Source organism: Arthrobacter sp. R3-55 (assembly GCF_054161505.1).
In genome coordinates this window covers 3,372,286-3,391,062 of record NZ_CP096423.1, presented here as the reverse complement: position 1 = coordinate 3,391,062, position 18,777 = coordinate 3,372,286, and the positions used below count along the sequence as shown (strand labels likewise).

Annotated in this window: 18 protein-coding genes; 5 read left to right on the top strand and 13 right to left on the bottom strand. The window is 62.7% G+C overall.

Features of this window, described 5'->3' with window-relative positions; genetic code table 11:
- The first annotated feature begins 189 nt into the window (after positions 1 to 189).
- On the top strand, positions 190 to 1,584 hold the full coding sequence (locus tag M1D51_RS15520; RefSeq protein WP_172325284.1) for a PhoH family protein: 1,395 nt from the start codon (positions 190 to 192) through the stop codon (positions 1,582 to 1,584).
- Positions 1,585 to 1,688: 104 nt separating this feature from the next.
- On the opposite strand, the gene M1D51_RS15515 is transcribed toward M1D51_RS15520, so the two are convergent.
- Together M1D51_RS15515 and M1D51_RS15510 are read right to left on the bottom strand one after the other, a co-directional pair.
- Positions 1,689 to 2,354, bottom strand: coding sequence for a GNAT family N-acetyltransferase (locus M1D51_RS15515; protein WP_458107119.1), 666 nt, complete (start codon positions 2,352 to 2,354; stop codon positions 1,689 to 1,691).
- A gap of 177 nt (positions 2,355 to 2,531) precedes the next feature.
- Positions 2,532 to 3,293 (bottom strand): hypothetical protein, encoded by a 762-nt coding sequence (locus M1D51_RS15510; protein WP_458107118.1) that lies wholly within the window; start codon positions 3,291 to 3,293, stop codon positions 2,532 to 2,534.
- Positions 3,294 to 3,354: 61 nt separating this feature from the next.
- Here M1D51_RS15510 and M1D51_RS15505 point away from each other — a divergent pair, with 61 nt between their 5' ends.
- Both M1D51_RS15505 and M1D51_RS15500 read left to right on the top strand, forming a co-directional pair.
- On the top strand, positions 3,355 to 3,906 hold the full coding sequence (locus M1D51_RS15505) for a prepilin peptidase (protein ID WP_458107117.1): 552 nt from the start codon (positions 3,355 to 3,357) through the stop codon (positions 3,904 to 3,906).
- Between the two features lie 169 nt (positions 3,907 to 4,075).
- Positions 4,076 to 4,552 carry an NUDIX hydrolase gene (locus tag M1D51_RS15500; RefSeq protein WP_458107116.1) on the top strand — a complete coding sequence of 159 codons (477 nt, stop codon included), beginning with the start codon at positions 4,076 to 4,078 and terminating at the stop codon, positions 4,550 to 4,552.
- Positions 4,553 to 4,554: 2 nt separating this feature from the next.
- On the opposite strand, the gene M1D51_RS15495 is transcribed toward M1D51_RS15500, so the two are convergent.
- The 5 genes from M1D51_RS15495 to M1D51_RS15475 form a co-directional block, all read right to left on the bottom strand.
- The gene (locus M1D51_RS15495; RefSeq protein ID WP_458107115.1) at positions 4,555 to 6,231 is read right to left on the bottom strand and encodes an MDR family MFS transporter; all 1,677 of its coding nucleotides are present in this window, start codon (positions 6,229 to 6,231) and stop codon (positions 4,555 to 4,557) included.
- Complete coding sequence (locus tag M1D51_RS15490) at positions 6,228 to 6,914, bottom strand: TetR/AcrR family transcriptional regulator (RefSeq protein WP_458107114.1); 687 nt, start codon at positions 6,912 to 6,914, stop codon at positions 6,228 to 6,230. Before M1D51_RS15490 ends, M1D51_RS15495 begins: the two co-directional genes overlap by 4 nt.
- A 185-nt stretch (positions 6,915 to 7,099) precedes the next feature.
- Positions 7,100 to 8,527 (bottom strand): class II fumarate hydratase, encoded by a 1,428-nt coding sequence (locus M1D51_RS15485; RefSeq protein WP_172324498.1) that lies wholly within the window; start codon positions 8,525 to 8,527, stop codon positions 7,100 to 7,102.
- Between the two features lie 87 nt (positions 8,528 to 8,614).
- Positions 8,615 to 9,229, bottom strand: coding sequence for a carbonic anhydrase (locus tag M1D51_RS15480; RefSeq protein ID WP_172324499.1), 615 nt, complete (start codon positions 9,227 to 9,229; stop codon positions 8,615 to 8,617).
- A gap of 51 nt (positions 9,230 to 9,280) precedes the next feature.
- Positions 9,281 to 9,982 carry a DUF4245 domain-containing protein gene (locus M1D51_RS15475; RefSeq protein ID WP_458107113.1) on the bottom strand — a complete coding sequence of 234 codons (702 nt, stop codon included), beginning with the start codon at positions 9,980 to 9,982 and terminating at the stop codon, positions 9,281 to 9,283.
- A gap of 200 nt (positions 9,983 to 10,182) precedes the next feature.
- Here M1D51_RS15475 and glpX point away from each other — a divergent pair, with 200 nt between their 5' ends.
- Positions 10,183 to 11,205 carry a class II fructose-bisphosphatase gene (gene glpX, locus M1D51_RS15470; protein WP_011774031.1) on the top strand — a complete coding sequence of 341 codons (1,023 nt, stop codon included), beginning with the start codon at positions 10,183 to 10,185 and terminating at the stop codon, positions 11,203 to 11,205.
- Positions 11,206 to 11,483: 278 nt separating this feature from the next.
- Here glpX and M1D51_RS15465 read toward each other — a convergent pair whose 3' ends face one another.
- Genes M1D51_RS15465 through M1D51_RS15445 form a run of 5 tightly spaced genes read right to left on the bottom strand, consistent with a single transcriptional unit; the run spans position 11,484 to position 17,111 of the window.
- Positions 11,484 to 12,419, bottom strand: a complete 936-nt coding sequence (locus M1D51_RS15465; protein ID WP_458107112.1) for a lipid II:glycine glycyltransferase FemX — start codon at positions 12,417 to 12,419, stop codon at positions 11,484 to 11,486.
- A 3-nt stretch (positions 12,420 to 12,422) separates the two neighbouring features.
- On the bottom strand, positions 12,423 to 13,673 hold the full coding sequence (gene manA / locus M1D51_RS15460) for a mannose-6-phosphate isomerase, class I (RefSeq protein ID WP_458107111.1): 1,251 nt from the start codon (positions 13,671 to 13,673) through the stop codon (positions 12,423 to 12,425).
- 53 nt (positions 13,674 to 13,726) lie between these two features.
- Positions 13,727 to 15,343: an LCP family protein gene (locus tag M1D51_RS15455; RefSeq protein WP_458107110.1), complete on the bottom strand. Its 1,617-nt coding sequence runs from the start codon at positions 15,341 to 15,343 to the stop codon at positions 13,727 to 13,729.
- Positions 15,344 to 15,363: 20 nt separating this feature from the next.
- Positions 15,364 to 15,927 carry a 5-(carboxyamino)imidazole ribonucleotide mutase gene (gene purE / locus M1D51_RS15450; protein WP_172324608.1) on the bottom strand — a complete coding sequence of 188 codons (564 nt, stop codon included), beginning with the start codon at positions 15,925 to 15,927 and terminating at the stop codon, positions 15,364 to 15,366.
- Positions 15,924 to 17,111 (bottom strand): 5-(carboxyamino)imidazole ribonucleotide synthase, encoded by a 1,188-nt coding sequence (locus M1D51_RS15445; RefSeq protein ID WP_458107109.1) that lies wholly within the window; start codon positions 17,109 to 17,111, stop codon positions 15,924 to 15,926. The genes purE and M1D51_RS15445 overlap by 4 nt, the downstream gene beginning before the upstream one ends.
- A 191-nt stretch (positions 17,112 to 17,302) precedes the next feature.
- On the opposite strand from M1D51_RS15445, the gene M1D51_RS15440 reads away from it, so the two are divergent.
- Entirely contained in the window at positions 17,303 to 17,866 is a 564-nt protein-coding gene (locus tag M1D51_RS15440; protein ID WP_172324610.1) for a GtrA family protein, read from the top strand.
- On the opposite strand, the gene M1D51_RS15435 is transcribed toward M1D51_RS15440, so the two are convergent.
- A complete protein-coding gene (locus M1D51_RS15435; RefSeq protein WP_458107108.1) occupies positions 17,853 to 18,548 on the bottom strand; it encodes a TIGR03089 family protein in 696 nt (231 codons plus the stop codon). The two genes, M1D51_RS15440 and M1D51_RS15435, sit on opposite strands and share 14 nt — an antisense overlap.
- Between the last annotated feature and the right edge of the window lie 229 nt (positions 18,549 to 18,777).

Below are 18,777 nucleotides of genomic sequence, written 5' to 3'. Positions count from 1 at the left end.
GGCGTGGGTTGCGGAAATGAATGTGTCCGGGATTACGTTAATCACATCAGCAGGCAAAACCGCCCGCTGATCGGGGAGGCCAGTACATGGAGCGGAACATCGCACCAGTTACATGGGAGGCCACGCCCGGCCTTCCGGCCGAGCCGCTTCACCATTAGGCCGGGCGAACTGCCCGGGGCTGGAGTCGATGTGGCTATTTCTGAGCAACTGCCCGCAATGGTTTCCGACGGGGAAAGTGCAGCTACCTCTCGCGCCAAGCGCGTCCCACAAACAGCGCGGACCAAAAAGTCCGCCACAGGCCGCAGCTACGTCATCGATACGTCCGTCCTGTTGTCCGACCCCCACGCATTATTGCGATTCGCTGAACACGAAGTCATCGTCCCCATCGTGGTCATCAGCGAACTGGAGGGTAAACGCCACGATCCAGAGCTTGGCTACTTCGCCCGCAAAGCGCTACGACTCCTGGACGATCTGAGGATCGAACACGGCGGACTGGACCAGTCGATCCCCATCGGGAACGACGGTGGAATGCTCCGGGTTGAAATGAACCACATCTCCCCGGACGTGCTGCCGGCAGGATTCCGTGGAGGCGACAACGACAGCCGCATCCTGGCCGTGGCCAAGAACCTGGCCAATGAAGGCAACGACGTCACTGTGGTTTCCAAAGACCTCCCCATGCGCGTCAAGGCGTCCGCCATGGGCCTGCAGGCGGACGAGTACCGCAACGAACTCGTTAAGGATTCCGGCTGGACCGGCATGGCCGAAGTGGAAGCCAACGACGACGAAATCACCACACTCTACGGACACGAGCCCGTGTTCATCCCCGCAGCCGCCGAACTCCCCGTCAACACCGGGCTGGTCCTCCTCTCCAACCGTGGATCGGCATTGGGCAGGGTGGGTGCCGACAAACAAGTCCGCCTCGTCAAAGGCGACCGCGATGTCTTTGGGCTCCACGGACGCTCGGCCGAGCAACGGCTTGCCATCGACATGCTCATGGACCCCGCCGTCGGGATCGTCTCCATCGGCGGGCGCGCAGGCACCGGCAAGTCCGCGCTGGCCCTCTGTGCGGGCCTGGAAGCTGTCCTGGAACGCCGCGAGCATCGCAAAGTAGTGGTCTTCCGCCCCTTGTACGCTGTAGGCGGCCAGGAGCTCGGCTACCTCCCGGGATCCGAGTCCGAAAAAATGAACCCCTGGGCCCAGGCCGTGTTCGACACCCTTGGCGCCCTGGTGAGCCAGGAAGTCGTTGAGGAAGTCATGGACCGTGGCATGCTCGAGGTACTGCCGCTGACCCATATCCGCGGGCGTTCCTTGCATGACGCGTTCGTGATCGTTGATGAGGCGCAATCCTTGGAAAAGAACGTCCTCCTCACCGTCATGAGCCGCATCGGACAAAACTCCAAGATCGTCCTCACCCACGATGTCGCACAGCGCGACAACCTCCGCGTGGGGCGGCATGATGGTGTCGCCGCTGTTGTAGAGACACTCAAAGGCCACCCGCTGTTCGGTCACATCACGTTGACCCGTTCTGAGCGGTCGCCGATTGCTGCGCTGGTGACGGAACTACTCGAAGGGGCTGAAATCTAACCCCATCGACGCGGTGCCGCCTTCGGCGAAGGCCAGACATCCTCTGCGTGCTAGCTCGTTCCTCGCTTTTGACGCACGCTGCCGGATGCCTGGCCTTCGCCTTTTCAGTCACCCGCCGGAAGTTCTTCGATTCCAAGATAGTAGGAGAAGGCTTCGTGGCCGTGGACTTTGAGGGTCCAGTCGGGGCGTTTGAAAGTGGTGGGGGTCAGGCGGACTTTTTGGACTTCCTCTACTCTGTCTCCCCAGCCTTCCCGGGAAATGCCGTTTGGCTCGTAGCCCAGGCTGGTGGAGACGCCCAGGGATTGCTGGTTCCAGAGGGCCGCCTCGGATTCGGCCACTTCGGCCTTCAGGAAATCGAAGGCATAACTCACGACGGCGGCACGCATCTCCTTGCCGAAACCCTTGCCTTGGGCGGACTGCTTGAGCCAGGAGCCAGTGCTGACTGTTTTCAAGGTGTTGAAGTCCTTGGCGCCGATGTCCTGGACGCCGAGGAACTCGTTGTCACTGAAGACTGCGAGCAGGAGCGTCCAGGATTCCTTGGTGAAGTTGGCGCGGCACCGCCAGTACCACTGGGCCATATTGGGTGCGAGCTCATTATCCGGAAGGTCGGTCCAAGGGGTACTGAACGGACTTTTGCCGGGCTCGTGGACGCCGGAACGGGCAGCAGCCACCGCGGTGGGAATGTCGTCGTCGAAAACTGGACGGATGGTCAGCCTCGGGGTGGTGAGGGTGAGTCCGAAAGGGGGCCAGATGTCTGCCAGCGAGGTCATCGCCGTAGCTTAGCCCGACAGGGGGAGGCATGCGAGTCACACCCCAGGGAGGCTCTTTGTAGGCAGTCCCGTCCGGCACCGTTCGCTGAGGGGCTGGATCTCGGGACTTTGGCGACGTCGATAGTGCCGGGAGCTCACCCCTCGGCGGGACCTCGGCGGTACCTCGGCGGGCGTTCTTCAGGCGGCGGGGCCGATGTCCCACGGGATGTGGCGTCGAACGTCCGTCAGGTTCATCGACTCAGCCAGGAAAAGGTCGTCCAGCATGTACTCGTCCACGGCCAGGATCTTCAGCCAATGTCCTTTTCCCGACGAGTCCCCGTCCAGGCTTTGGCTGGCAACGCAAACCCCTGTGCCGGCATCGACCCTGATCAACGTTCGTCCGGTGTGGGCCAAAGGCTCGGCTGGATCCGAGGGAACATAGGTCCTGCTGCGGGTGACGATGGTTTCCAACGCAAGGCGGCCCTCGTGGTCCACCTCCCGCGGTTGCTCAAGGAAAACGGGGTTTGTGTCCGGGAATTCAAGGGGAACCGGCGCGTTGCCGGCCAGTTCTACTGGATCCAGGGCAGCGGCAAGTCGGCCGTTGCCGAAGGAGGGCTCCCCGTAAGCGGCCTCCGGTCGGCGGCGGACCAAACCGGCGTCGTCGTATACCGGCGTCACCAGATGGGCAGGAAGCAACCATGAGCGGCGTGTTGAGGAGACGTACAGATCATCCCGGGAGTCGTTGATGCCCGTGGTGCTGTGGAGTAATTGGCCGTCCGGTGTTTCCAGGCGAAGAGCTCCCGGCCGCCTCAGCCATGCGCGGACCATGGTGGAGCCCGTCCCGGGCCTTTCCAGGTACTCGAAGCGGAGGCTCGTCCATTTCCACGGCGAAGAACGGCAAAGATTCCGGAAGGTGGAGGACAAGTCGAAACCCGGTCCTCCCGCACTGTAGCTCCCCATATCCACAGTTTACGCAGCCTTTCAAGCGGGCCCAGCGGCCAAAGCGGGATAGCATCCGAGAGTGATCCGACGACTCTCCGACCTCTGGGATGCCAGCCCGCTGGGCTTCTGGCTGGTGATGGCCGCCTGTTTGTATTTCCTGGTGATGGCTGTCCAGCTCACGGTGATCGATGTGCGGAGCCACCTGTTGCCCAACCGCATCGTGTTCCCTTCCTACGCTGTGGCAGGGGTGTTGTTGGTGGCGGCATCGCTCCTGACACTCTTCGCCGACGTAGGTCCGGAACATCACCTTTCTGCGGACCTGTTCGCTGTGCCCGGACTCAGGGTCCTCGCCGGAGGCGCTGTGCTGTGGCTTTTCTACTTCGTGTTGAGGCTCATCCACCCGCCCGGCATGGGCTTTGGTGACGTCAAGCTGGCGGGTGTGCTGGGCCTCTACTTGGGCTACCTGGGGTGGAGCCACGTGTTCGCCGGGACGTTCGCCGCTTTCATCCTGGGCGGACTATGGAGCCTTGCCATCCTGGCTACCCGCCGTGGAACGCTGCGTTCGGCCATCCCCTTTGGCCCGTTTATGCTGGCGGGTGCGGCTGCCGCCATGGCGGTCCTGCCGGCATGAGGTTTTCGCCATGAGCCAACTGCAGCCAAATTGCAACCCTCGCCGTATTCCCGGTGTTCACCGGGCTGCGGCATGCTGATGCCAGCGGGTGTGGCGGAGAAGCTCGACGGCGACACCCTCACCTTGAAGAATTCACACGCCACCATCGAATTGAAGGAAAGCTGACGCCATGGGTGCACCAGAGTTCGTGCTGAAGCTGCGGGAAAAGATCGGCAACGATCCCCTCTGGCTGCCGGCCGTGCGGGGAGTGGTCTTCGACGACGAAGGCAGGGTGTTGTTGGGCCAGCGTGCAGACAACGGCCACTGGGCACTGATTACCGGAATGCTGGAGCCGGGGGAACACCCGGCTCCCGGGATGGTACGGGAAATCTTCGAAGAAACAGCAGTGGTGGCTGAGACCGAACGGATCATCGGCGTCGGAGTCGTAGGGCCGGTGACCTTCCCCAACGGTGACGTCTGCGACTTCCTGGACATCATCTTCCGCTGCCGGTACGTATCCGGGGAAGCCCGGGTCAACGACGACGAATCGCTCGCCGTGGGATGGTTTGCCCTGGACGACCTTCCGGAGATGAGCGCCGGAAACCATGAAGCCATCAGGCTGGCCACGGAGCCCGAAGGCCCCGTGGCGTACCAAGTGGAGGACTAGCCTTACCGACGTCCCGCATCGGCTGTGGGGCGGTCCTTGTCAATGCCATCCGAAGCTTCAAGCTCCGCTTCCAAACGCGCGGTCTCCAGCCGCTCCGCCTCAAGTCGGTCAGCTTCCTCCCCGCCCACTGCCTCGCCACGTGCCACCATGCCGGCGGTATCCGAAAGGGGGATCTGCTTGAGCGTGATGGCCAGAATCAGTGCGATGGCAATGAACGGCACCAGGTACCAGAACACCGGTGCCAGCGAATTGGCATAAGCGTTGACGATCGCGTCGCGCAACTGCTCAGGGAGCTGTGACAATGCCTGGGGATCCAAGGTGCTGGTGGACTGCGAAGCCTGCTCGGCAGAAGCGCCCGCGCCGGTGAATGCTTCGGTCAGCGATTCGGACAGGCGGTTGGTGAAGATTGCACCGAAGACGGCCACACCCAGCGAGGCTCCTACTTCACGGAAGTAGTTGTTGGTGCTGGTGGCAGTACCGATCTGCTCGGCCGGAACGGAGTTCTGGACCACCAGGACGATCACCTGCATGATCAGGCCCAGACCGGCACCGAAGATGAACAGCTGGACACAGATGACCCAGATGGGGGTGGACGCCGCGAGCGTGGTCAGCCACAGCATGGCTACGATGGTCAGCGCTGCACCAAGGATGGGGTACATCTTGTACTTGCCGGTCTTGGAAATGCGAATACCGGAGTAAATGGACGTACCCATCAAGCCCACCATCATCGGAAGCATCAGCAGGCCTGATTCAGCGGCTGAGGTGCCCGAAGACATCTGCAGGAACGTGGGCACGAAAGCGATGGCAGCGAACATTCCCAAGCCCAGCGTAAAGCCAATGGCAGTTGCGTTGATGAAGATGGGGTTCTTGAACAAGCTCAACGGGATGATGGGGTCCTCGGCACGCCTTTCAACCATCACGAAGGCAAATGCTGCCAGGACCATGCCCGCACCGAACGCCCATGTCAGCGGTGAATCCCAGCCTTCGTCCTTCTTGCCACCGAAGTCGGTAAAGAAGATGAGGCAGGTGGTAGCTGCAGAGAGGAAGAGGACACCCAGGATGTCGATCTTCTTCTCGGCCTTTTTGTTCGGCAGGGTCAGGGTGAACCAGGCGGTGATGAAGGCCGCAATGCCGATGGGGATGTTGATGTAGAAAGCCCACTCCCAGGTGAGGTGGTCCACGAAGAACCCGCCCAGCAGGGGTCCTGCCACGGCGGAGAGACCGAAGATGGCGCCCAGGGGGCCCATGTATTTGCCGCGTTCCTTCGCCGGAACAATGTCAGCGATGATCGCCTGCGACAGGATCATCAGCCCGCCGCCGCCCAGTCCCTGGATGGCACGGAAGATGACGAAGCCCCAGAAATCCGTGGCGAACGCACAGCCCACGGAGGCCAGCGTGAACAGTGCAATGGCAATGAGGAACAGGTTGCGGCGCCCCAGGATGTCACCGAACTTGCCGTAAATGGGCATCACGATGGTGGTGGCAAGGAGATAGGCCGTGGTGATCCAGGCCTGGTGCTCCACCCCGCCCAGCTTGCCCACGATGGTGGGCATGGCGGTGGAGACGATGGTCTGGTCAAGGCTGGACAGGAGCATGCCTGCAATCAGCGCCGAGAAGATGATCCAGATACGTTTCTGGGTTAGCAGCAACGGTTCTGCTGCCTTCGAAATTGTACTCATGCGGGGTCCTTCGAGGTTTCAAGGGGATTGGGGCCCAGTTGGTGGTTCGTGGCCAGCGGCTGGGCAAAGAGTTTCCGTGCTGCGTTGAGGTTTTGTTCGAGGATCCCGCGGTACGGACGGGTGTTCTCCTCGGAGAAGAACTGCTGGGCAGTCTTCTTGGAGACTGCCCCGAACAAGGCTGTTGCCGTAACGACTTCGGGATGCTCCGGCTCCAGCCCTTCACGGGCGGCAACGAGCGAGGCGAACTCCCGTTCGCGGGCCTCACCTTCGAGGGTGAGCCGTGCCAGGAGTTGGGGTTCGGCTGTGATGGCGGCGATGAACTGTTGAACTTCGGTCCGGCTGATGGAGGAACGTTCCATCAAGGTGACCGTCAGGACATGCAAGGCTGCCAGGAGCGTGCCGGAGATGCTGTCCGGCGTGCGGGCGGGATTCCGGTTGAACGCCTCCAAGGCCTCGGCAGGCAACTCATCCGAAAACGAGCCGATGACGGCGTCTTCCTTGGAGTGGAAGTAGTTGAAGAAGGTTCGGCGCGAAATTCCGGCCGCTTCGCAGACTTCTTCGACGGTGAAGCCGCTGAGGCCATGCTCGGCGGTCAGGGAACGCGCGACGGCGGTGATGGCCGTCCGCGTGGCAGCCCGCTTGCGCTCGCGGAGGCCGCCGTCGATATTTGCACTATTGCTCACCAAATAAAGTTTTGCACTCTATGAAAGAAAGTGCAAAAAGAGTCAGAAGTTTTTGTACAGCAGATGCCCTTGAGGCAGGGTATTAGGGGCGTCTGCTGTACAAAAACTCCGGGGTACGACGACGGCCGGTACCTTTCGTGCGAAAGGTACCGGCCGTCGTCGTGCGTGAGTAAGGGCGCTGGGTGCTATGCCTTGTGGGCCGGGGCCGTCATGGTGGTGACGTCCAGGGCCTTGTCCAGCTGTGCCTCGGTGACCTGGCCTTCGCCTTCACCGACGAAGCCGAGCTTCTCGGTGGCCTGGCGGATGGTCAGGCCTTCCTTGACGGCGATCTTGGCGATCTTTGCAGCGTTCTCGTACCCGATGTACTTGTTCAGCGGGGTGACGATGGACGGGGACGCCTCGGCCAGGAAGCGGGCGCGCTCCACATTGGCGGTGATGCCGTCGATCATTTTGTCGGCCATGACGCGGCTGGTGTTGGCCAGCAAGCGGATGGACTCCAGCAAGTTGGCAGCCATGACGGGGATGCCGACGTTGAGTTCGAACGCACCGTTGGTGCCGGACCAGGCGATGGCGGTGTCGTTGCCGATGACCTGGGCGCAGACCATGATGGACGCTTCGCAGATGACGGGGTTGACCTTGCCCGGCATGATGGACGAGCCCGGCTGAAGGTCCGGGATGGCGATTTCGCCAAGGCCCGTGTTGGGACCTGAACCCATCCAGCGGAGGTCGTTGTTGATCTTCATGAAGGAGATCGCGATGTTGCGCAGCTGGCTGGAGCCCTCGATCAGGCCGTCGCGGTTGGCCTGTGCCTCGAAGTGGTCGCGCGCCTCGGTCAGCGGCAGGCCGGTGTCGGCGGCGAGGAGCTCGATGACGCGTTCCGGGAAGCCGGCCGGGGTGTTGATTCCGGTACCCACAGCGGTGCCGCCCAAGGGAACTTCGGCAACGCGGGGGAGTGCGGCGTTGATGCGCTCGATGCCATAGCGGACCTGCGCTGCGTAGCCGCCGAACTCCTGGCCGAGCATCACGGGCGTGGCATCCATGAGGTGGGTGCGGCCGGACTTCACGACGTCCTTGAACTCCACGGCCTTGCGGTCCAGGGAAGCTGCCAGGTACTCCAGCGCCGGGATCAGGTCGTTGATCAAGGCCGACGTGGCGGCGACGTGTACGGATGTTGGAAAGACATCGTTGGAGGACTGCGATGCGTTCACGTGGTCGTTCGGGTGGACAACTTTGTCACTCCCGGCGGCTGCGAGGGCACGCGATGCGAGCTCGGCGATGACCTCGTTGGTGTTCATGTTGGAGGACGTGCCGGAGCCGGTCTGGAAAACGTCGATCGGGAAGTCGCCGTCGTACTTGCCGGTGGCAACCTCATCGGCAGCGGCGGCGATGGCCTCGGCGAGCTCACCATCGAGCACCCCCAGTTCGGCGTTCGCCAGTGCAGCTGCCTTCTTCACGCGGGCCAGGGCCTCGATGTGTGTGCGCTCAAGCGTCTTGCCGGAGATCGGGAAGTTCTCCACAGCACGCTGTGTCTGGGCGCGGTACAGGGCGTTCACGGGGACGCGAACTTCGCCCATCGTGTCATGTTCAATACGGAACTCAGTGGTGGAAGTCATGGGGCTAGCTTATGGCGATTGGACGCCGCACAGAAAACCCGCAGGGGAGTGCTACGTGCTCCGGCGCTGAGGCCGGAGCACGTAGTCCTAAAGCTTGCCGATCCCGGAAACGAGGGCCGCACGGCCTTCATCGAGCTTGTAGGAGAGACCAACCAGCGCCACGCGGCCGTCGTCGATGGCGTCGGAAATCACACGCGAGCTGTCAGCAAGGCGGGACGCAGTCTGCTTGACGTGCTCCACCACCATGTCGTTGACATCGTCCTGGTTGTTGCGCTTGGCAGTCAGGACCGATGGCGTGATGCGCTCCACGAGGTCGCGGATGAAGCCGGGGGGCATCTCGCCCGTTTCCACCGCAGCCTTGGTGGCTTTCACGGCACCGCAGCTGTCATGGCCGAGGATCACGATCAGCGGAACCCGGAGTTCGCTGATGCTGTACTCCAGGGAACCGAGGACCGCGTCATCGATGACCTGGCCGGCAGTTCGGACCACGAAGGCATCACCGAGGCCCAGGTCGAAAATGATCTCTGCAGCGAGCCGGGAATCCGAGCAGCCGAAGATCACGGCAAAAGGATTCTGGTTCTCAATCAGGGAAGATCGTCGCGAAGCATCCTGGTTGGGGTGCAGGGATTCGCCGGAAACAAAACGTTCGTTGCCCTCGCGGAGACGGCGCCACGCCAGGGCTGGAGTCAGGTAAGTAGGCACGAGCCTTACTTTACGACGCGGGCAGGCCAGTCCGTGAAACTGTTGCGCCGGTTACGCGGACGGTTGAGCCGAAGCGGTGGCAGAAGCAGGTGCGCTTGCAGGAGGCGCCTGCTCGGCAGACTTCACGACGGCGGCGGCGAGGGTTGCGAACTCGTCAAGACTTGCGGTGCCGCTCAGGATGAGGGTGGTGCCCCGGTACTCAAGGACCATGCTGCGCTTTTCCTTGCCGGAATCCCGCAGCTCCCAGTCCTGGCCGCCGGCGTTGCGCGTGCCGGTCACGGGAAGGTTCTCTGTTTGCTGCAGGACCCAGGTGGGATTGGCCTGGTTGGTCTGGGTCAGGCCGATGAACGCTTCCTTGGGGGTCAGGAAGCCGATCTCCCAAGTAGGAACGCCGCTTCCGCTGCCGGATTCCCAACGCGCGTAGTTGGGCTTGAATGTGTCGCCCGTGTCCGGGGTAACCGGTGTGAATCCCGCCACACCTGTGGCGTTGCGGGCGATCGCCGCCACATCAACATCGGGCCTGAAACCCTCGCCCTTGGGCGCCGGGTTCATCAAAACGATGGGAAGGAAAGCGAGCACGCAGACAAGCAGCGCTATGACCATGCCGATGACCGAAGCGTTGGCCCGCTTGGCAGCTTTCGCCGCAATCACGGGTTTGTAGGGGGCATCCGGGGCTGCTTGGGCGTCATTTTCCTGAGCCGCTGCAGCGCCGGAGGGGTTCTCTGCTGCGGGCTTGTCCTGCGTTTCACTCACCCGTCCATGATCCCCTATCCCGGCAGGGAACACACATCCGGCAACCTCACCACCTGGATTGACCACCGTGGTCATCCAACGACCCGCAGCGGGCGTGGCGACTATGATCGTTGATAGAGGAACCCCGGGTTGCCCCGCGCAACCATGTCCGGTCCCGTGAATCGTCACTCGAAGAAGAGGTTCAAGTGTCTCCTGCACCAATGACCCAGCAGTATTCCACGATTTCGCCGTCGCTCGCCGTCGGTATCGACGAACCCGACCGCAACCTTGCGCTTGAACTCGTCCGTGTCACCGAGGCTGCGGCTATTGCCGGTGGCCACTGGGTAGGTTTCGGTGACAAAAACAAGGCAGACGGCGCAGCCGTCGACGCCATGCGTTCGTTCCTTCACACTGTCCACTTCAACGGCGTTGTGGTCATCGGTGAAGGCGAAAAAGATGAAGCCCCCATGCTCTTCAACGGCGAGCAGGTTGGTGACGGCACCGGCCCGGAGTGCGACGTCGCCGTCGACCCCATCGACGGAACCCGCCTGACCGCCCTCGGCATCAACAACGCCCTCGCAGTGCTGGCAGTCGCTGAGCGTGGATCCATGTTCGACCCCTCCGCGGTGTTCTACATGGAGAAGCTCGTCACCGGCCCCGAAGCCGCCGATATGGTGGACCTTCGCCTGCCCGTCAAGCAGAACCTGCACCTGATTGCCAAGGCCAAGGGCGTCAAGGTCAACCAGCTCAACGTCATGATCCTGGACCGCGACCGCCACCGCCCGCTCGTGGAAGAAATCCGCGAGGCCGGTGCCCGCACCAAGTTCATCATGGACGGCGACGTTGCCGGCGCCATCGCAGCAGCCCGCTCCGGCACCGGCGTCGACGCCCTCATGGGCATCGGCGGCACCCCGGAAGGCATCGTTGCAGCCTGTGCCATCAAGTCGCTCGGCGGCGTTATCCAGGGCCGCCTCTGGCCGACGTCGGACGAAGAGAAGCAGAAGGCCATCGACGCCGGACACGACCTCGACCGTGTGCTGTCCACCAACGACCTCGTCACCTCGGACAACTGCTACTTCGCAGCTACCGGCATCACCGACGGCGACCTCCTCCACGGCGTGCGCTACCAGAAGGACCGCGTCATGACGCAGTCCATCGTGATGCGCTCCAAGTCCGGGACGGTCCGCTTTGTTGAGGCCGAGCACCACGCTTCCAAGTGGGAGACGTACGCGCGCAAGCCGTAACCCTCCGCACTTAACTGAAGGACGGCGAGCATCGCTCGGCGGCTATCTCCTCGTACCTCGTCGATTTGATGCCGCTTTCGCGATACTCGCCGTCCTTCTCTGTGTCCGGGCGGCTTACGGTTGCTAAAGGGTGGGGGTGCCTTCGCCACCTACTTTGAATCTGGAAACCTCGGGGCGCGCCGGGAAACAGGGTGCGTCGAGGTCAGGGCGGGCTCAAAGTGGGTGGTGGCGGTACGCCTGATCGACGGCGGCCGTCAGCGCAAGGGGAAGGTCCGGGCTTAGCGGACTTTGTCGCGGAGCTTTCTGGCCAGTTGGTAGGCGCCGTAGCGGAGTTTGTTCACCGGGAGGTCCCACGTGCCGGGGTAGGAGACTTCACGGCCGCCGAAGGACTTCTTGAACGCCGTGAAGCCCGCCCATTTGTGGTCCGGTTGGTCTTCCGGTGCCACACCCCAAAGGTCCACGTGTTTGAGGCCCTTCTCCTTGGCATCGGCCATCAGCGTCACCAGGAGGGGGATGCCCGCGCTGAGCTTACGGTGGGTATCGTCCAAGGCCGCGTGCGCGTAAACGCGGGTGTCAGCAGAGTCATAGGCGAAGGCAGCGGCGATTGGTTCGCCCTCCAACTCAGCGATGAAGAGTGTTCCGGAGCCGGAGGGCAGCAGGGACGCGGCCACTTGGGTGAGGTACTCGTCGCTTTGGGGCTTGAAGCCATTGCGGGCCGCTGTCAGGTGGAGGAAATGCAGCAGCACCGAGATATCCGCAGGATCCTGGGAAGCGCGGAACGTCACGCCTTTTTTGTGGATGTTCCGGTAAAGGTTCCGGTTGGTCGGCTTCATGCCGGCCAGGACGTCCTTGAAGTCCCCGTCCAGGTCCACGATCCAGCTGAGCTCGGGCTGCTGGTTGACCGGCGCGGGACGCAAGCCGCGCGCGCGAAGGAGGGGACCGGCGTCGGACGCCGTGAATCCAGCCGCTGCAGGTTCCATCCGGACGAAGACCGCATGCTCCTTTTTGGCCAGTGCCACCAGGGCAGCGGTGGCGGCGTCGAAAGCTTCGACCGACTCGGCCACCGGACCGTAGGGGGCATAAATAACCTTGCCGGCCGGGTTCTTCTCCTCAATGGCCAAGAAACTCCAGCCGGGGCCGGACTGTTCATGGACGCGGCGTCCGAGGGAACGCTGAACAGCAGCCCAGGCAGGTGTTTGCAGGAAAAACTCCATGGATCAGTTCCCCAGACCTGTGGTCACCGCAAAGGCGACACTGGTCTCCGTGGCGCCCTGCACCGGATGGACATTCACGGGTGCCTCAAGGTCCGGAATGAAAGCGGACGCACCGCGATGGAGCCGGAGGTCGCTTTTGGGGGAGTCGAGCAGCACCGAACCCGCTACGACCACGACGACGGCGGGTCCGGATTGCGCCAGGGGAACCGGCTCGGCACCCGGCCCAAGTTCAATGCGCTGCAACTGGAATTCCTTGAAGGGCGGGCGGTACAGTTCCTGACCGAACTCGGTGCCGCCGGCCTCAACGCGCGGCACTCCGAGTGCTTCGAAGCGAACGGTCTTCAACAGTTCCGGAACATCCACGTGTTTGGGAGTCAGCCCGCCACGAAGCACATTGTCCGAGGAAGCCATGACCTCCACCCCCAGCCCATGAAGGTAGGCGTGAACATTGCCCGCGGGCAGGTAGACCACCTCGCCGGGTTCCAGGGACAGGTGGTTGAGGAGCAGTGAGATGAGGACGCCCGGATCACCTGGGAAGGCCTCGTTGATATCCAGCATTGCCGTCAGGGCTTCCCGGTGCGGCTCCAATGGAGCGCCGGCGGACAGGACCGCCACTACCTCGTCGATGGCATCGGAGATGTCGGTGCCACCTTGGATCAGGCGGCTGAAGGCTGCCTTAAGGGCTGTTGGTTCCTCACTCCCGGCGAGGTCGGCGATGATTTCTGTCAGGACCGGGGGCACGTCCACTGGCGCCGAATCGAGGACCTGGGCCAAGTGCTCGAAGATACTCCGGGAAGCCTCTGGAGACCGGAAGCCACACAGGGCTTTGAAAGGCGTGAGGGGGAAGATCATCTCCGGTTTGTGGTTGTTGTCCCGGTAGTTGCGATCCGCTGCGTCGGCAGGGATTCCGGCCGCGTTTTCCCGGGCGAAGCCTTCCTGTGCCTGTTCCAGACTGGGGTGAACCTGCAGGGACAACGGCTGTTCTGCTGCCAGCAACTTGGTGAGGAAGGGCAGTCGCGGACCGAACTCGTTGAGGCTTTCGGCGCCCAGGCATCGCAGTGGATCCGAGGCGATCAAGGCGTCCAAGGGCTGGGTGACGCCGTTGGGATGCACGGCTGTGGAGGGGGAGTCCGGGTGGGCGCCGATCCACATTTCGGCTTCGGGGCCACCTGATGCCGGCCGCCCCAGCAAGTCTGCGATCGCCGTCGTCGAACCCCACGCGTAGGGTCGCAAAACATTCTCAATCTGGTACACGAAAGAAAGTCCTTATCGTTGCGCTGGACGTGGGGTGGAACGGACCTGCAAGCTTACAGCGGTGCGCACTGTCCGTTGGTAGCCACAAGGTCACGGATGCCTTGTTCGTCGCCCTGGGCCTTGAGGCCGTTCAGGAGTTCGATGGTGATCGGTGTGCCATCAGGTGTGGTGGTCACCGGAGTGAAGTCCGCCGACGGCGAGGGAAGCTGGCTTGCCGGCAGTCGCCCTGCTGGAGCCGCTGCCGCCACAAAGGTTCCTGCCGCGGCGCCGTTGGGGGTCACGACGGCGTCATCGGCCTTGGGTGCGTTGGACGGCGCCAGGACTTCCTGGACCTTGGAGTGGATGAGGTCGAAGTCCGGCACGGTGGAGAAGGAAGCGTCGAAGTCCGGGGGCCCGATGGTGAGCCTCTTGACGGGCTGGTTCTTGGACTTCAGGGCAAGATCCACAAAGCTGCCCAGTTGGTTGGAGGAGATGTTGGAATCAACAACTTTGGTTCCGGCGTTGGCGATGTCCTCGAACTTGGTCAGGAGGGTAGCCGGGTCCAATTGCTTGAGCATGGCCTGCTGAACGCATTGCTGCCGGGCGATGCGGGCGTAGTCATCGACGAATTCGCGGGAGCGGCCGTACCAGAGGGCGTGGAAGCCATCCAAGTGCTGGTCCCCTGCAGGGATCCAGCCATCGGGCATGCCATGGATTCCGTTGGCTTCGTCTGTGACGGGCCCACTGATGGGAACCCAGCCGCCGGCCTTGATACGGATGCCGCCCATGGCGTCGATGAGTTTGGCGAAGCCGTCCATATCCACCAGGACATAGGCCTGGACGGTGATTCCCAACGTGCCGGAGACGGCTTCCAGCGTGGCTTGCGCGCCGGGATCAGCCACGCCCGGGTAGAGATCCTGATGGTTGTTGGTGACCTCGGTGTTCACGGCGTTGATGAGGCATTCGTCGCCGCAGTTGTAGCCGTCCGGGTAGATCTCCCGCATGGGCGAACCTTCGCTGAACCGGGCGTTCTGAAGGTTGCGGGGGACCGAAATGATGGCGCTTTCGCCGGTCTTTGCGTCAACACTGATGACGGAGAGGCTGTCAGGGCGGCGGCCCGTCCTGTCGTCACCGGCATCGCCGCCCATCATGAGGAAGTTGTACCGCCCGTCCACGGGATCGATGGCCGGACCGGCATTGAAGATGCTTCCGATGGCGTTCCGGCTGACATTGAGGACGTAGGCGATGTAACCCAGTGAACCGCTGGCGAGCACCGTTGAGGCGGCCAGAACCACGGCAATGATGGGCCGCATTCCGGGTGCCAGGAGGGCCGGCCTGATGATCCGCAAGGTGTTGAGGAAAAGGTAGGCCCAGCCCAGTGCCAGGGCCACGAGCACCACGATGATGAACAGTGAGCCAACCGGATGGGTAAAGATACTGAGCAACAAGGTGCGGTTCACCATGGCGATGAAAAGAGTGACCAGTGCCAGGGCCCACACGGTGAGCGTGACACGCAGCGCTACCCGGCCAAGTTTCCGGTCCCCGGCAACAATCTGGGCGCTGCCGGGGATAAAGAGGGTGAGCAGGACCAGCACGAAGGCGCGTTTGGTCCGTACCGGGGCGCTGGCCCCGGACGGATATCGGACGGGATCAGTCAGGGCGGAACCGGGCTGATTCGTAGTCTTGTGCATGGTAGTCAACCGGTGCCTTCCTAGCGGGGGCTCCGGGCTGAAGCGTTGGCCGGGGAGAAGACTTCCTCTACTTTGCGGCGCAGGTTTTCGCCCTTTTTGGTGGCAACGTCATTGAGCTCCTGGGCGAAGTCGAGCAGGTCTGCGCGGAGCTTGGCGGCGAGTTCGTCCGTTCCGGAGGCCAGCATCCGGACGGCAAGGAGTCCGGCGTTGCGGGCACCGGCAATGGAGACTGTGGCCACGGGAACACCGGCGGGCATTTGGACGATGGACAGCAGGGAATCCATGCCATCCAATGTCTTGAGGGGAACAGGGACGCCGATGACAGGGAGCGGTGTCACCGAGGCCAGCATGCCGGGGAGATGGGCGGCGCCGCCGGCACCGGCGATGATGACCCGCAGCCCACGCTGGTGCGCGGTCTGGCCGTACCGGATCATCTCGGTGGGCATGCGGTGTGCAGAAACGACATCCGCTTCAAAGGGGATACCGAATTCGGCCAAGGCGTCCGCTGCGGCTTCCATGACGGGCCAGTCTGAATCCGAGCCCATCACGAGCCCTACCAGCGGGGCTGTTGATTCTGACGTCATGAGGTCTCCTCAAGGGTGGTCTGCTCGGGCTGGCGGCCGTCGCGGATGATGTTGGCCACGATCGTGGCGCGCTGGCGGACAGAGTCGACGTCGGAGACCGACGTGCCTACGAGGTTGACGTGGCCGATCTTGCGCCCGGGGCGCACTGACTTGCCGTAAGAGTGGACCTTGGCTGCGGGCTCATAGGCCAAAGCCATGGGGAAGGCCTTGTACAGGTCCTGGTTCTCGCCGCCGAGGAAGTTCTTCATGACCACTACCGGTGCCAAGGCGTCCGTTGCCCCCAGAGGGAGGTCCAGCACTGCCCGAAGATGCTGTTCGAATTGGCTGGTAATGGATCCGTCCTGCGTCCAGTGGCCGGTGTTGTGCGGGCGCATGGCGAGTTCGTTGATGAGGAAGCCCGCTCCCACGCCCGGTGTCTCAAACAGCTCTGCCGCCATGACGCCGGTGACACCGAGCTCGTTGGCGATGCGCAAAGCGGCTTCCTCGGCGGCCGCGGCTACCTCAACGGGAATGTTCTGGGCCGGTGCAATAACTTCGTCGCAGACACCGTCCACCTGAATGGTGTGGACCACGGGCCAGGCCCGGGATTCGCCTCCAGGCGTGCGGGCAACCAGAGCGGACAGTTCGCGGCTGAAGTCCACCTTGGCCTCTGCCAGCAAGGGGCTCATTGCCTGGAACCACTCGGCTGTGTTCACGGCGTCCTCTGCTGAGTCGACGATCCGGACACCCTTGCCGTCGTAGCCGCCGCGCGGTGTCTTCAGGACCACGGGCCAGCCGATGCGATCACCAAAAGCCACCAGCTCATCAACGCCGTGGACTGCGGACCATTCAGGGTTGGGAAGTCCGAGGCGGTCAATCGCAGCCCGCATCACCAGCTTGTCCTGGGCATTGACCAGTGCGTCGGGGCCCGGCTGGACATTGACGCCGGCATCCAGCAGGGCTTGCAGGTGTTCCGTGGGGACATGCTCATGGTCGAAAGTCAGTACGTCCAAGCCCTTGGAAAACTCCAGGAGAGCTCCCAGGTCCTTGTAGTCGCCGATCGGGGCCGTGGCCACGGCGGCTACAGCCGAAACGTCCTCACCTTCAGCCAAAACACGCAGTTCGAAGCCCAAAGCGGTAGCGGGCGGGGCCATCATTCGTGCGAGCTGGCCGCCGCCAACAACGCCAATTACTGGAAAAGTCACAAGGTTCAGCCTACCGAACCGGCGGCAGGATCACTGTTTCCGGCACCCGTGCTGCTGGTTTTCCACAGCTTCCGCCCCTGTGAGGGGGCCGGTATCGGCGTTCTCACAGTCGCCGCAAAGGCAGCGCAGGGAAAACGGCGCTAAAATGGGCTTGGCCCATTGGCCCACCTTTTCAACGGCCATGGAGGGTCATGATCACCACACTTGCAGATCGCATCCGCGGACTTGCCTCGCTTTTTTGGCGTGAAGTGGCAAAGTTCGGCGCTGTCGGCGGTGTTGCTTTTGTCATTGACTCGGCCGTTTTCATCTGGCTTTTCTCCGGACCGATGCATGGCAGCGAGGTGTGGGCCAAGGCGATTGCGACGATCGTTGCGAGTATTTTCTCGTGGGTCGCCAACCGTTTCTGGACCTTCCGCCACCGTAAACAGGCCAATGTGGTCCGTGAGGCGGTGCTGTTCGCCATCATGAACCTGGTGGGGCTGCTGATTGCGTCCGGTTGTGTGTGGTTCGCCAAGTACATCCTGGACCTTAACGACAAGCCGTCGCTGTTCATCGCCGGCAGCGTTGTTGGCCTCGTCCTGGGTACCATCTTCCGTTTCTTCGCCTACCGCTTCTGGGTGTTCAACGAAGAGCTGGATGCCGAGCCCGAGTTCTCGCATGACCACGAGATCATCGAGGTCCACCACAAGGCCAAGAGCGACGCCGGAGCCGCCAATCCCGGCACCGGCGAGTTGCCTTCCGCTAAGAACGGCTGACCCGCTCGTTCTCCAGCAGGTGCTCGGTCACGTCGAGGTCCGGATGCACCAGTACCACTGAGCCATCGCCATGCCATGCGCCCAGTGAAGCTGCCAGGCAGGCTTCCAAGCCTTCGGTTGCGCGTACCAGGAGTCGGACCCCGGGTTCCTGGCTGGTGGCGAACTCCTCAATGAGGGCCTGGTGCGTGAGCTCCGAGGCACCCCGCACTGCGGGCAGGTCCGGCGCGGCTTCGTTGTGCGCCATGAAGACGTCGCCGTGGGAGCGGACTTCCGCGGCATAATCAACGACGCCGGATGGCAGCTCGCCGGGCCAGCGCATGGCAAGTGCCGCGAGTGGCACTGCGACCACGGCGTCGAAGCCGGCCCCGGCGCCGTCGTCGGGCGTGTCGGTGACCAGGAGATTTGCCGACGTCCCGTCAAAGACCACCTCCATGCCCAGTTGCCACCCGGCAAGGGCCCAGACAAAAGACTTCCAGTGCGCTGGGAGGTCAAGCCGGATGGCCATGCCTGGTTCGGCATCCAGTTCGTCCTGGAGGAGATTGCTGGTTTTGGCCACCCAGTTATCCAGAACGCGGCCGGAAAGTTCCACCCGCTCCGAATCAGGCCCGTACCACGTCAGCCGTGGTGAGGTTGAATGGCCGGATCGCAGGGCGGTCATCAGGTTCTCTGCCGGGATGCTCATGCGTCAATCTTGCCACGTGGCCCCCGCCGTCCTTGGGAATATTGCGGGGATTGTGAATTGCGACACATCCCGGTTTCTCCAGTCGGTGGGCTCCCGCGTCCCGAGGCTTAATTTTCCCCGGAAATTCAATGAAACTTCACGTAGATTGATCTGGGCCTCCCGTTTCCCCGGGGAGACACGTAGCGGCACGGGCAAAATGTTGGGCGTGGCGCATCCCACGTTTCCGCGG